The organism is Saccharothrix sp. CB00851, from assembly GCF_001905065.1.
Lineage (GTDB): Bacteria > Actinomycetota > Actinomycetes > Mycobacteriales > Pseudonocardiaceae > Actinosynnema.
On the sequence record NZ_LWLC01000009.1, the window covers coordinates 57752 to 71832 of the forward strand.

8 protein-coding genes and 1 pseudogene are annotated in these 14081 nt (G+C 70.7%); 8 read left to right on the top strand and 1 reads right to left on the bottom strand.

Annotated elements, in window-relative coordinates; translation table 11 throughout:
• Positions 1-47 precede the first annotated feature (47 nt).
• The 3 genes and pseudogenes from A6A25_RS10610 to A6A25_RS10620 all read left to right on the top strand — a co-directional run.
• Positions 48-2843, top strand: a complete 2796-nt coding sequence (locus A6A25_RS10610; RefSeq protein WP_198932642.1) for a PQQ-dependent sugar dehydrogenase — start codon at positions 48-50, stop codon at positions 2841-2843.
• A gap of 22 nt (positions 2844-2865) precedes the next feature.
• Positions 2866-4563, top strand: a complete 1698-nt coding sequence (locus tag A6A25_RS10615) for a ThuA domain-containing protein (RefSeq protein WP_073888103.1) — start codon at positions 2866-2868, stop codon at positions 4561-4563.
• A 130-nt stretch (positions 4564-4693) separates the two neighbouring features.
• A pseudogene (locus A6A25_RS10620) lies at positions 4694-5944 on the top strand (RICIN domain-containing protein); the annotation flags it as partial.
• A 100-nt stretch (positions 5945-6044) separates the two neighbouring features.
• Here the strand turns inward: A6A25_RS10620 and A6A25_RS10625 are convergent.
• Complete coding sequence (locus A6A25_RS10625; RefSeq protein ID WP_073888105.1) at positions 6045-7091, bottom strand: LacI family DNA-binding transcriptional regulator; 1047 nt, start codon at positions 7089-7091, stop codon at positions 6045-6047.
• 275 nt (positions 7092-7366) lie between these two features.
• Between A6A25_RS10625 and A6A25_RS10630 the strand changes: the two genes are divergently transcribed.
• From A6A25_RS10630 to A6A25_RS45375, 5 genes are all read left to right on the top strand, one after another.
• A complete protein-coding gene (locus A6A25_RS10630; protein WP_073888106.1) occupies positions 7367-8638 on the top strand; it encodes an ABC transporter substrate-binding protein in 1272 nt (423 codons plus the stop codon).
• Positions 8639-8642: 4 nt separating this feature from the next.
• Entirely contained in the window at positions 8643-9590 is a 948-nt protein-coding gene (locus A6A25_RS10635) for a carbohydrate ABC transporter permease (protein WP_083668222.1), read from the top strand.
• Positions 9590-10417 (top strand): carbohydrate ABC transporter permease, encoded by an 828-nt coding sequence (locus A6A25_RS10640; RefSeq protein ID WP_073888107.1) that lies wholly within the window; start codon positions 9590-9592, stop codon positions 10415-10417. Before A6A25_RS10635 ends, A6A25_RS10640 begins: the two co-directional genes overlap by 1 nt.
• Position 10418: 1 nt before the next feature.
• Positions 10419-11606: a mandelate racemase/muconate lactonizing enzyme family protein gene (locus A6A25_RS10645; RefSeq protein WP_073888108.1), complete on the top strand. Its 1188-nt coding sequence runs from the start codon at positions 10419-10421 to the stop codon at positions 11604-11606.
• Between the two features lie 80 nt (positions 11607-11686).
• Entirely contained in the window at positions 11687-14065 is a 2379-nt protein-coding gene (locus tag A6A25_RS45375; RefSeq protein WP_083668223.1) for an RICIN domain-containing protein, read from the top strand.
• Positions 14066-14081 lie beyond the last annotated feature (16 nt).

The window sequence follows — 14081 nt, forward strand, 5'->3', positions numbered from 1 at the left end:
GGCGGATCAGGACCGGCAGGAAGTCCACAAAGGACAAGATCGGAACCGTGTCGAGCGCGGCCCTCCTCGTGGCCGCCGGCGTGGTCGCGACGGTGGTGGGCTCCTCGCCGCCCGCCGCCGCGCACGCGGTCAACCCGGCCGACTTCCAGCAGGTCGAACTCGCGCGCGGGGTCGCCGAGATGGGCGAACCGATGACGCTCGCCGTGCTGCCGGACCGCTCGGTGCTGCACACCTCGCGCAACGGCACGGTACGCCGCACCACGGCCGAAGGCGTCACGAGCGTCATCGGCACCGTGCCGGTCTACACCCACGACGAGGAAGGCCTGCAAGGCATCGGGGCGGACCCCGGCTTCGCCACGAACCGGCACATCTACCTGTTCTACGCACCACCGCTGTCCACCCCCGGCGGCGACGCACCGGCCACCGGCACGGACTTCTCGGCGTGGAAGGGGGTCAACCGGCTGACCCGGTTCACCCTGAACGCCGACTTCACCCTGAACTTCGCCAGCCAGGTGACCGTGCTGGAGGTGGCGACCGACCGGGGCATGTGCTGCCACGTCGGCGGTGACATCGACTTCGACGCGGCGGGCAACCTGTACCTGTCCACCGGTGACGACTCGAACCCGTTCGACTCGGCCGGCTACACCCCGATCGACGAGCGGACCAACCGCAACCCCGCCTACGACGCGCAGCGCAGCGCGGGCAACACGAACGACCTGCGCGGCAAGGTCCTGCGGATCAAGGTGAACGCCGACGGCTCGTACTCGATCCCGCCCGGCAACCTGTTCCCGGTCGGCACCGCGAACACCCGGCCGGAGATCTACGCGATGGGCCTGCGCAACCCGTTCCGCTTCAACGTGGACAAGCCGACCGGCGCCATCTACCTCGGCGAGTACGGGCCGGACGCGGGCACGAGCAGCAACACCCGCGGCCCCGCCGGGCTGGTGGAGTTCAACCGGATCACCTCGGCGGGCAACTACGGCTGGCCCTACTGCGTCGGCTCGAACACCACCGCCGAGGCGTACGTGGACTACACGTTCCCGTCCGGGCCGTCCGGCAGCCGGTTCAACTGCGCCGCGCCGGTCAACAACTCGCCGCGCAACACGGGCCTGTCCACCCTGCCCGCCGCCAAGTCGGCGTGGATCAAGTACGACAACTGCTCGTTCGCGGCGTTCGGCTGCGGTTCGGAGTCGCCGATGGCCGCGCCGGTGTACCGGTACGACGCGGCCAACCCGTCGTCGGTGAAGTTCCCGGCGTCGCTGGACGGGCACGTGTTCGCCACCGAGTTCGGCCGGCGCTGGATCAAGACCATCGACGTCAACGCCGACGGCTCGGCCGGGCAGGTCAACGACTTCCCGTGGCGCGGCACGCAGGTCATGGACGCCACGTTCGGCCCGGACGGCGCCCTCTACGTGCTGGACTACGGCACCGGCTGGGGCAGCGGTGACGCCAGTTCCGCCCTCTACCGCATCGAGTACAACCCCGCCGGGAACAAGGCGCCGACCGCCCGTGCCGCGGCCGACCGCACCTCCGGCAGCGCACCGCTGACGGTGAACTTCTCGTCCGCGGGCTCCTCCGACCCCGAGGGCGGCGCGTTGACCTACTCGTGGAACTTCGGTGACGGCACCACCTCCACGGCGGCCAACCCCAGCCACACCTACACCGCCAACGGCCAGTACTCCGCGACGCTCACCGTGACCGACCCCGGTGGCCGGTCGGGCTCGGCCGGCGTGTCGATCTCGGTCGGCAACACCGCACCCGTCGTGACGCTGGGCAGCCCGACCAACGGCGCCCTGTTCAGCTTCGGCGACACCGTGCCGTACACGATCACGGTGTCCGACCGCGAGGACGGCACGATCGACTGCACCCGGGTGAAGCTGAGCTACGTGCTGGGCCACGACAGCCACGGCCACCCGATCAGCACGCGCACCGGGTGCTCGGGGACCATGCAGATCCCGGTCGACGGCGAGCACGACACGGCGGCGAACCTGTTCGCGGTGTTCGACGCCGAGTACACCGACCTCGGCGCGAACGGCCAGCCGCCGGTGACCACGCACACGCAGCACGTGCTGCAGCTGCGGCACCGCCAGGCCGAGCACTACTCGACGCAGTCCGGCACCGGTCTCTACGACAAGGCGACCGCCGAGGGCGGCCGGACCGTCGGCGACATCCAGAACGGCGACTGGATCGCGTTCACGCCCTACGCGCTCGGCGGGGCCAACCAGTTCACCGCGAGGGTGTCCTCAGCCGGCGCCGGTGGCACGCTGTCCGTGCGGACCGGGTCGCCGACCGGGCCGGTGCTCGGCACCGTGACCGTGCCGGTGACCGGCGGGTGGGACACCTTCACCGACGTGTCCACCACCCTGGCGAACGTGCCGACCGGCACCGTCACGCTCTACCTCACCTTCGCCGGCGGCACGGGCACCCTCTTCGACGTCGACGCGTACACGTTCGGCACGTCCACGGGCACCCGGACCGGACCGATCACCGGCTCGTCGGGCAAGTGCGTGGACGTCAACGCCGGCGCCACGGCGGACGGCACGAAAGTCCAGCTGTGGACGTGCAACAGCGGCGCGAACCAGCGCTGGACGGTGAGCGGGTCGACGGTGAGGGCGTTGGACAAGTGCCTGGACGCGGCCGGTACCGGCGACGGCGCCCTGGTGCGGCTGTGGACGTGCCACGGCGGCGCCGGGCAGAACTGGGCCGCCGGTGCCAACGGGTCGCTGGTGAACCCCCAGTCGGGCAAGTGCCTGGACGCCAACGGCGGGAGTTCCGCCGACGGCACGCAGTTGATCATCTGGAGCTGCCACGGCGGCGCCAACCAACGGTGGACCCTGCCCTGACCAACCGCGAGGACGGCGAACGATGAGACGCTCACCGACCCGACGCGTGATCGGCCTGGCCGCGGCCGCGATCACCGTCGCCGCGCTCAACCCCGCTCCACCGGCCGTCGCCGCCGACGTGCCGTACGACGTGCTGGTGTTCTCCAAGACCGCGGGCTTCCGCCACGACGCGATCCCGGCGGGCATCCAGCTGGTCCGGGACCTGGGCGCGGCCAACAGCTTCACGGTCACCACGACCGAGGACTCCGCCCACTTCACCACCGCCAACCTGGCCCGGTACGAAGCCGTGGTCTTCCTCAACACCACCGGTGACGTGCTCAACGCGACCCAGCAGACGGCGTTCGAGTCCTACGTCCGCGGCGGGGGAGGTTACGTCGGCGTGCACTCGGCGTCCGACACCGAGTACGACTGGCCGTTCTACGGCGAGCTGGTCGGCACGTACTTCACCTCGCACCCGGCCATCCAGCAGGCCACGGTCCGGGTGGAGAACCGGGCGCACGCGGCCACCGCGCACCTCGCCCCGGCGTGGACCAGGACCGACGAGTGGTACAACTTCCGCGGCAACGTCCGCTCCACCGCCCGCGTCCTGGCCACCTTGGACGAGTCGACCTACAGCGGCGGCTCGATGGGCGCCGACCACCCGCACACCTGGTGCAAGGCGGTCCAGGGCGGACGCTCCTTCTACACCGGCAGCGGCCACACGCAGGCCAGCTACGCCGAGCCCGGGTTCCGCGCCCTGATCCTCGGCGGCATCCGGTACGCGGCCAACCGCACCAAGGCCGACTGCCGACCCGAGACCGGCTACACCGCGCTGTACAACGGTGCCACGACCGGCTGGTCGCAGGCCGGACCGGGCGGCTTCACCAACAGCGACGGCACGCTGACCTCGTTCGGCGGTCTCGGCCTGCTCTGGCACAGCGCGCGCGAGTACCGCTCGTACTCGCTCAAGTTGGACTGGCGGGCGGCGGGCGACGACAACTCCGGCGTCTTCGTCGGCTTCCCGCCGAGCTCCGACCCGAACTCCGCGATGGCCAACGGTCACGAGGTGCAGATCGACGCCACCGACACCGCGGACAAGACCACCGGCGCGGTGTACGGGGTGAAGGCCGCCGACCAGGCGGCCCGTGACGCCGCGCTCAACCCGCCCGGCGAGTGGAACACCTTCGAGCTGCTGGTCGAGGGCGAGCGCCTGCGGGTGTTCCTCAACGGCGTGCAGGTCAACGACTTCACCAACACCGACCCGGCCCGGTCGTTGACCTCCGGGCACATCGGCCTGCAGAACCACGGCGACGGCGACGACGTGTCGTTCCGCCACGTCCGGATCAAGGAACTCGGCGGCACGACCCCGCGCACCGGACCGATCATCGGCGCCTCGGGCAAGTGCGTGGACGTCAACGGCGGCGGCACGGCGGACGGCACGAAGGTGCAGCTGTGGACGTGCAACGGCGGCGCGAACCAGCGCTGGACGGTGAGCGGGTCGACGGTGAGGGCGTTGGACAAGTGCCTGGACGCGGCCGGTACCGCCAACGGCGCGACCGTGCGGCTGTGGACGTGCCGCGGCGGTGGCAGCCAGAACTGGACCGCGGGCGCGAACGGCTCGCTGGTGAACCCGCAGTCGGGCAAGTGCCTGGACGCCAACGGCGGCAGTTCCGCCGACGGCACGCAGTTGATCCTCTGGACCTGCCACGGCGGCACCAACCAGCGGTGGACCCTGCCTTGAACCGAAGGAGTGCTCGATGACAACCAGCGGTGAGGCCTCCGCCTCCACCCAGACCCGAGGGCGACGACCGGTGACGGCGGCGGTGGCGGCCGTGGTCCTCGCGGCCGGTGCCGTCACTGCGGTCAGCGCGGTGCCCGCCGCCGCGGCGACGGTCGACCCGACCGCGTGGTACGTCCTGGTCAACCGCCACAGCGGCAAGGCGCTCGACCTGGCGGGTTCCGCGACCAACGACGGCGCGCGGGTCACCCAGTGGACGCGCCACGACGCGGCCAACCAGCAGTGGCAGTTCGTGGACTCCGGCGGTGGCTACTACCGGATCCGGTCACGCCACTCCGGCAAGGTCCTCGACGTGCCCGGCTCGTCGACCGCCGACGGTGCCGCGATCCAGCAGTGGACCGACCACGGCGGCACCAACCAGCAGTTCCGGCTGGCCGACTCCGACGGCGGCCACGTGCGGCTGATCGCCCGCCACAGCAACAAAGCGGTGGAGGTGCAGGGCGCGTCCACCGCGGACAACGCCGCCATCGTCCAGTACTCCGACACCGGCGGGAACAACCAGCAGTGGGCGTTGGCCAAGGTGGGCGGCGACCCCGGCGGCGGCACCGGCTGCGGCAAGACGCCGACCCTGCGCAGCGGCACGCACACGATCCAGAGCGGCGGCAAGAGCCGCAGCTTCATCCTGCGCGTGCCCGACGGGTACAGCAACACCCGGCCGTACCGGCTGATCTTCGGGTTCCACTGGCGCGGCGGCACCATGAACGACGTGTCGTCCGGCGGTACCAGCGGCACCGCGTGGTCGTACTACGGGATGCAGGAGCAGTCGAACAACAGCGCGATCCTGGTGGCGCCGCAGGGCCTGGGCAACGGGTGGGCGAACTCCGGCGGCGAGGACGTCACGTTCGTGGACGACATGATCCGGCGGATCGAAGCCGACCTGTGCGTCGACCCGAAGCTGCGCTTCGCGATGGGCTTCAGCTACGGCGGTGGCATGAGCTACGCGCTCGCGTGCGCACGGGCGACCGTGTTCCGCGCGGTGGTGGTGTACGCCGGGGCGCAGCTGAGCGGGTGTTCGGGCGGGAGCCAGCCGATCGCGTACTTCGGCCTGCACGGCATCTCGGACAACGTGCTCAACATCTCGATGGGACGGTCGCTGCGGGATCGGTTCGTGGCGAACAACGGTTGCGCGGCGCAGAGCCCGCGTGAGCCCGCGCCGGGCAGCATGACCCACGTGACCACGACGTACTCGTGCCGGGCGGGTTACCCGGTGCAGTGGGCGGCGTTCGACAACGGCCACATGCCCGGACCGGTGGACGGCACGTACGCCGAGAGCGGTGTCCGGACCTGGACCAAGGGTGAGGCCTGGAGGTTCATCTCGCAGTTCTGACCGCACCCGGCGCTGTTCGCCCGGGGTTCCCGTCCGCTACATCGGGTGGGAACCCCGGGCTTCCCGGTGATGATCAGCCTGTGCGAAGCGATGGCGGTTATCGGGGTGGTGCGACGGAATCCCGGTCGCGCACGGGCATCGGGACGTAGTGGCGCCGGCCCCGCTCGGACCGACCCGAGTCGTGCTCGGCGATGAGCAGGTCCACGGCCTTCGCGCCGAGTTCGTGGTGCGGCAGGGCGATGGTGGTGAGACCGGGCCGTAGCCAGGCGGCCACCGGGTGGTCGTCGAACGAGACCACGGAAACGTCGTGCGGCACGCTGAGGCCGGCGTCCTGCAAGGCCTGGTAAGCGCCGAACGCGAGCCGGTCGTCCAGGCAGATCAACGCGCGGGGGCGTGCCGTGCCGAGCAGGTCGCGCGTCGCGTCGAAGCCGTGCTCCGGCAGCCACCACCGGCACGGCCGGCCGCTCTCCACCTCGACACCCACCTCGCCCAGCTCCCGGCGGATACCGGTGAGCCGGTCGACCACCGCGGACCGGCCCGGCGGGACGTCGTGCCCGTCCGCGTCGGCTCCGATGACGTGGATCCCCTCACGGTGACCCGCGTCGAGGAGCAGGCGTGCGGCGGCGCGGCCACCCTGGACTTCGTCCGGTAAGACGGACAGCAGCGGGGACGGTTCCCGGGACACCGCGTTGAGCAGCACCGCGGGCCCGGCGGTGAGCCCGGACGGCACGCTGATCGTCCGGGTGTGCGCGCAGGCCAGCACGATGCCGTCGACCGGGTAGCCGTGCATCGCCTCGATCAACGTGCGCTCCAGGCCCGCGTCGCCCTCGGTCTCACCGGACAGCAACGTCACGCCGTGCCTGCGGGCCGCGCCGTGCGCACCCGCGACCAGGTCGCCGGCCAGCCGTGAGCCGGTGACCGAATCGGACACGAAGGCGATCGTCCGCGTCCCCGCCCCGCGGTGCCCGAACGAGGCCCGGTTGCGGCGGTACTCCATCTCGATCGCGGCTTCGCGGACCCGCCGCTGCACCGCCTCGGAGATCCGCAGGTCCGGGCCGCGCCCCGACAGCACCAGGGACACGGTGGTCTGCGAGACGCCGACCACCTTCGCGACATCGGCCAACGTGACCCGTCGTGTGCGCAACGTCGACCTCCCGTCGGCTCTGGGGCCTCGGTCCGGCGAGCTGGGTACCGCCTCGATGAGTCGGACTCATCGGGATGGCGGTCCTCGCTCCCCATCACAGCTCTTCTGTTGCTACTGCGTCAAGAGGAAGCTCGGACTTGGCACGGGCGACCGCAGTAAGTACGACTCATCATTCCCAGCAGGGCCTCGGATCAGTATGCTGCGAGGTGGTTTCGCCGGCGCAACCACGCCGAGCGGGTGGATCACCCGGTCGCCGTCTGAAGAAGTGAGCAGCGATGAGGCAGCGCACACTGTGGTCGGCCGTCCTGGTCCTCGGGTTGGCGTTGAGCGCCGGCTGTGGCAGCGCGGGGGTGTCCGGTTCCCCACCCGGCGGTTCGGGCGACAAACTCGTGGTCTGGGACTGGAAATCCGGCGATCCCAGCGCGGCGGCCTACCTGGACAAGGCGAAGGCCGACTTCGCCAAGAGCCACCCCGGTGTCGAGGTCGAGTTCGTCGCGCAACCGTTCGACCAGTACTACACGCTGCTCGGCGCGGCGATCCAGGCGGGCAAGGGCCCCGACGTCATCCTGTTCAACGGTGGCGGTCAGCTGCGCGACCGGGTCGATTCGCTGCTCCCGCTGGACACCTACGTCGCGGCGGACCGGCAGCGGCTGGCCGGGTGGGACGCGTTCGCGCACGACGGCAAGACCTACGCGTCACCCGTGACGCTGCAAGGACATCCCTGGTACTACAACAAAGCGCTGTACGAGGAGGCAGGGCTGGACCCCGACGCACCCGCCGGGACGTGGGACGAGTTCGTCGAGGACTGCGGCGTGATCGCCGACAGGACGGGCGAGAAGTGCTTCGCCGTGGGCAACAAGGAAGGCATCGGCATCCAGTTCTTCCTGTCCGCCACGGGATCGGCGGTGCTGGCGCCCGACGAGTACGACCGGTGGATCGCCGGCGAGCGGGACTGGACCTCGCCGGGCGTGAAGCGGATCTTCGAGCTGTGGCGCCAGGTCGAGGCTGCCGGGCTGAACAACGACGGGGTCAACTCGACCGCGATGTTCAACGACGCGTTCGCGGTCTTCCAGTCCGGCAAGGCGGCGCACGTCATCGGCCTGATGTCCGACATCGGGCACTGGAAGGACTTCGCCGAGTTCCTCGACCCCGACGACGTCGGCGTCATGGCGGCGCCGGTGGTCGTCCCCGGGGCGACGCCGAGCCTGCCCTACGACGGCGGCATCGGCTACGGGGTCGCCAAGTGGACGCGTGACCCGGAGGTGGCCGCGGACCTGGTGCGGTCGTTGACGTCGACCGAGGCGTTGCGGGCCTTCCACGCGGACGCGGGTGCGATCGCGTCCGACACCACCATCGACGTCTCCGCCGGCGGTCCGGCCGTCACCGCGATCTCCTCGGGGCTCGAGACCGGCAAGCCCGCGCTGCACGTGGCGCTGCCCAGCAAGACGGTCGACCTGATGGGGCGCCTCTCGCAGCAGCTGCTCAGCGGTTCGGTCACCGTGGACGAGGCCGTGGCGCAGTTGGCCGCCTCCGACGAGGCGGGCTGACCCCGTGCCGCCCGGAGCCGCACCGGCCCCCGTCCGCCCCGCGCCGACCAGGCAGCCGCGGGCGTCCGGCGCGGTGGCCCGCCGTCGCGGGTCGCGGACCGAGTCGCTGGCACCGTTCGTCCTGGTCGCGCCCGCCGTGCTGATCGTCGTCGGGCTGCGCCTGTGGCCGCTGGTGCTCGGGATCAACTTCTCCTTCACCGGTGACGGCGACCGCAACGGCACGGCGGTCGGGCTGGACAACTACGTGACGCTGTTCGGCGACCCGCTGTTCCGCACCGCGTTGCGCAACGTCGGCTTGCTGGTGCTGCTGCTCCCGGTCGCCGTGGCGATCCCGGGGCTGCTCGCCACGTTCATCTACCTGCGCACGCCCGGGCACCGGGTGTACCGGGCCGTCTACTTCTTCCCGGCGGTGCTCTCCCCGGTCATCGTGGGCGCGATCTTCAACCTGCTGCTGGCCTACGACGGACCGTTCAACGAAGTCCTCGGGGTGGTCGGCCTCGGGCCGGTGGACTGGCTGGGCGATCCCGACGTGGCGATCTTCGCGGTCGCCGGGGTGCACGTCTGGGCGACGTTCGGCATGGCGCTGGTCGTGTTCCTGGCCGGTTTCGCCGCCCTCGACCCGTCGCTGCTGGACGCGGCCCGGGTGGACGGCGCGTCCCTGCCGCAGGCCATCCGGCACGTGATCGTGCCGAGGCTGACCCGCACGATCCAGTTCGTCTTCGTCACCACCATGATCGGCCTGTTGACCTCGATGTTCGGCCTGCTGTTCGTGATGACCGGTGGTGGGCCGGAGGCGTCCACCTACCTGCCCGAGTACTACATCTGGGTCCAGCAGGGGCAGTTCAACCAGCCCGCGCTCGCGTCCGCGGCCTCCACGGCGCTGTTCCTGATCATGCTGCTGGTGGGGCTGGCCCAGATCGGCGTGCTGCGGCGTGCGGGCAGGGAGGCCTGATGGCCGGCGGGCGGTGGACGAGGTGGGTCGTCGCGGTCCCGATGGCCGCGCTCGCGCTGGCGACGGTCTACCCCTTGGTGTTCACCGCCAACGTCGCCATGAAGAGCCGGCGAGAGTACGTGCTCGACCGGTTCTCCCTGACGGATTCGTTGCGGTGGGAGAACATCGCGTCGGCGTGGACGACCGTCGGCATGTCCCGGTACTTCCTGAACTCGGCGGTCGTGGTGACGTGCTCGGTGGCGTTGCTGCTGCTGTTCGGGTCGATGGCCGGGTTCGCGCTGGCCCGCCTGCGGTTCCGCGGCTCGTCGGCGCTGTACCTGGGTTTCCTGGCCGCGTTGTTCATCCCGTTCCAGGTGATCATGGTCCCGCTCACCCGGGTCCTGGCCGACACCGGCCTGGTGGACACCTACCCCGGGCTGGTCCTCGCGTACGTGGCGCAGTTCCTGCCGTTCACCGTGTTCCTGATGACCGGCTACTACTCGACGGTGCCCGCCGAGGTGGTCGACGCGGCCAGGATCGACGGGAACACGGCGTTCGGCGTCTACTGGCGGATCATGCTGCCGATGGGCGTGCCCGCGCTGATCTCGGTCGGCGTCCTCAACGCCCTGTTCTGCTGGAACGACGTGCTCATCTCCCTGCTCGTGATGCCGTCGGCGCAACACCGCACGCTCATGGTCGGGGTGACCTCGCTGCGGGGCCAGTACTCCGACGACATCCCCGTCTTCGCGTCCGGTGTGCTGATCGCCGCGGTGCCCGTCCTCGTCGTCTACCTGTTCCTGCAGCGCCGGATCGCCGACGGCGTCAGCGCCGGAGCCACGAAGGGCTGATATGCGCATCACCGGTTATCGGACCCTCACCACCGTCCAGGACTGGGGCAGGCCGGTCGGCGACGCCAACGGCGTCTTCGCCGACGGCGTGGTCCGGATCCCGATCGTCGTGGTGGAGACCGACGTGGGGATCACCGGGGTCGGGCTCGGGCCGCACGTCGAGATCGAGTCGGTGTTCGCCGCCCTCGACGGCGAGGACCCGCGTGGGGTCACCGCCCTCTACGACCGGATGCTGCGCCGGGTGTTCAAGGCGGGCCACGCGGGCGCGGTGTTCGGCACCATCGGCGCCCTCGACACCGCGTTGTGGGACATCAAGGCGCAGGCCGCCGGTGAGCCGCTGTGGCGGCTGCTCGGCGGGCGCGACCGCCGCGTGCCCGCGTACGCCTCCGGCCTGGACATCGGGCTGGGCGACGACGAGCTCGTGGCGGCGTACGAGACCTACGCCGCGCGCGGGCTGCGTGCGGCGAAGATCAAGGGAGGGCTCGACGTGGAGCGGGACCGGGACCGCCTGATCCTGGTGCGCGACGTGCTCACCGCCGCCGGACGTGGCGCCCGGCCGGGGCTGATGCTCGACGTCAACGAGGCCCTGACCCGCAAGCAGGCCGTCCGCCACGTCGGCGAGCTGGAGCGGACGCTGGACCTGATCTGGGTCGAGGAACCGGTCCGGCGGTGGGACGCCGAAGGGCACGCGGCCGTCAGCCGAGGGGTCCGGGCGTCGGTCGCCAGCGGGGAGAACCTCACCGGGCTCGAGCAGTACCGCCCGCTGCTCGCGGCGGGCGCGGTCGACGTCGTGCAGGCCGGTGCGGGCTGGGGCGTGACCCACTTCCTGCGGGTCGCGGCCCTCGCGCACGCGCACGACCTGCCCGTCAGCCCCATCGGCAACACCCCGATCGGGTTGCTGCACGCGGCGACCTCGGTGCCGAACCACCTGGTCAGCGAGCTGCAGGAACTGCGGCCGCCGTCCGGTGTCGCGATCGACCTCCGCATCGAGGACGGTGCGTTCGTGCTGGGTGACAGCCCGGGGCTGGGCCTGCGGGTCGATGAGGAGGCGATCACGGCGTCCCGGTTCCGGCCCGCCGCGCCGACCGCCGACGGCCCCCACATCCGGCCGGAACGCGCCGGGCAGCGGCTGCTGCCGGAGGTGCGGGACGCCGTCACCCCCGATCACCTGGACCCACTGCCGTCCTGATCGCCCGTTCGTGAAGAGCACGTTCCGACCCTGTGCCGAGCCCGTTGCGGGCCGGCCGCCGCAAATGCCAGGAGGCCCCCTTGTTCGCGTCCTCGTCCTCCGCGGTGCGAAGGCCGCTGTCGGTCGGCGCCGCTGCCGCGGTGCTGGCGGCGGTGGTGGCCGTCGCGCCGCCCGCGCACGCCGCCACCACGACCCTCTACGCGTCGCCTTCCGGTACCGGCACGAGTTGTTCCGCCGCACAGCCGTGTTCGCTGTCCGCCGCGCAGGCGGCGGTGCGGTCGCAGGTCGGTGCCATGTCCGGTGACATCGTCGTCCAGTTGGCGGACGGCGTGTACCGGCTCGCCGAGCCCTTGCGGCTGACCGCGGCGGACTCCGGCACGAACGGCTACCGGGTGCTGTGGCAGGCGGCGCCGTCCGCGCGTCCCGCGATCAGCGGCGCCCGTGCCGTCACCGGCTGGTCGCTCGTGGACGCGGGTCGCAACATCTGGCGCGCGAACGTGCCCACCGGAATCGACTCCCGGCAGCTGTACGTCAACGGCGCGGTCGCGACCCGGGCGCGGACGCAGGTGAACCGGGCCGACTTCACGTTCACCAGTACCGGCATGAGGTTCTCGAACTCCGCGCTGGGCTACCTGAACAACCTGGCCAACCAGAACCGGGTCGAGGTGGAGAGCGTCAACTCGTTCACCGACCGGTACTCGCCGGTGCAGAGCATCAGCGGGAACTTCCTCACGATGCAGCAGCCCGCGTGGAACAACAACACGTTCGGCTACGACACGCTCAGCCAGCCGCACCGGGCCGGCCCCTTCTACCTGGCCAACGCCTACGAGTTCCTGGACTCGCCGGGGGAGTGGTACCTCAACCCGGGGACGGGTGCGTTGTCCTACATCCCGTTGGCGGGGCAGAACATGAGCACCGTGAGCGTGGAGTTGCCGGTGCTGCAGTCGTTGGTGAACGTCGGGGGCACTTACGACGCGCCCGCGCACCACATCTCGTTCAGCGGGATCACGTTCACCGGCACGAGCTGGCTGGGCCCCAGCAGCAACCAGGGGTACGCCGACCAGCAGACCGGCGCCTACATGGCGGGCAACTGGAACTGGCCCGCCGACCGGATCACGTCGTGCCAGAACGGGTGCGCCCAGTTCGAGGCCGTCCGACCGCACTGGTCGCAGATGCCCGCGGCCGTGCAGGTGTCCGCCGCGAACAACATCACGTTCAGCGAGTCGCAGTTCGTGAACCTGGGCCAGACCGCGATCGGCATCGGCAACGACGCCAACGCCCACGCCAGCGGGGTCGGCTTGGGCGCCGCCGACATCACGGTCACCCGGTCCGAGATCGCCCGCAGCTCGGCCGGGGGAGTGGTGGTCGGCGGCGTGCGCGCGGACGCGCACCACCCGAGCGACCAGCGGATGGTCAACCGCGACATCACCATCAGCCACAACCGCATCCACGACCTCGGCATCGAGTACCGGGGCAACGTCTCGGTGCTCAACACCTACGTCAGCACCGCCACCGTGGCGCACAACGAGGTCTACAACATGCCGTACTCGGGCATGTCGATCGGCTACGGCTGGGGCGCCAACGACGCGGGCGGCAGCAACCACTACGCCAACCGCGGCCTGTACAACTACCAGCCGCGTTACACGACCCCGACCACCGCGTCCAACAACCGGCTGATCAACAACTACATCCACGACGTCATGCAGCAGATGAACGACGGCGGGTGCATCTACACCCTGGCGTGGAACCCGAACGCGATGATCAGCGGGAACCACTGCCTGCGGACCAACGGCCACTTCGGCGTCTACTTCGACGAGGGCTCCCGGTACTACACGGTGACCAACAACGTGTTCTCGTCCACCGGGGTCTGGGCCACCGCCAACTACTGGGGCGGCGAGAACATGGGCAACTGGACCGTCACCAACAACTGGTCGACCAACAACAGCACCAACGTGACCAACGGTGATCGCGGCAACGTGGTGTCCGGCAACGTCACGGTCACCGGTGGCAACTGGCCGTCCGGCGCGCAGGCCGTGATGGCCAACGCCAGTCCCGGCGGCAGTACGAGTGGCCCGCAGAACGCCATGCTCGTGGGCACCCAGTCGGGTCGCTGCGTCGAGGTCGCCGTCGGGAGCGCCAACGGTGCCCAGGCGCGGTTGTGGGACTGCAACGGCGGCGCCAACCAGCGGTGGACCTACACCGCGGGCAAGCAGCTCATGGTGAACGGCAAGTGCTTGGACGCCAGCGGCCGTGGCACCACCAACGGCACCGCGGCGATCATCTGGGACTGCAACGGCCAGACGAACCAGCAGTGGAACCTCAACGCCAACGGCAGCATCACCGGCGTGCAGTCCGGGCTGTGCCTGGACGCCAGCGGCAACGGGACCGCCAACGGCACCCTGATCCACCTCTGGTCGTGCCACGGCGGCACGAACCAGCAGTGGAGCGTGCGCGCCTGAGCCCGGCCGCGGTGGC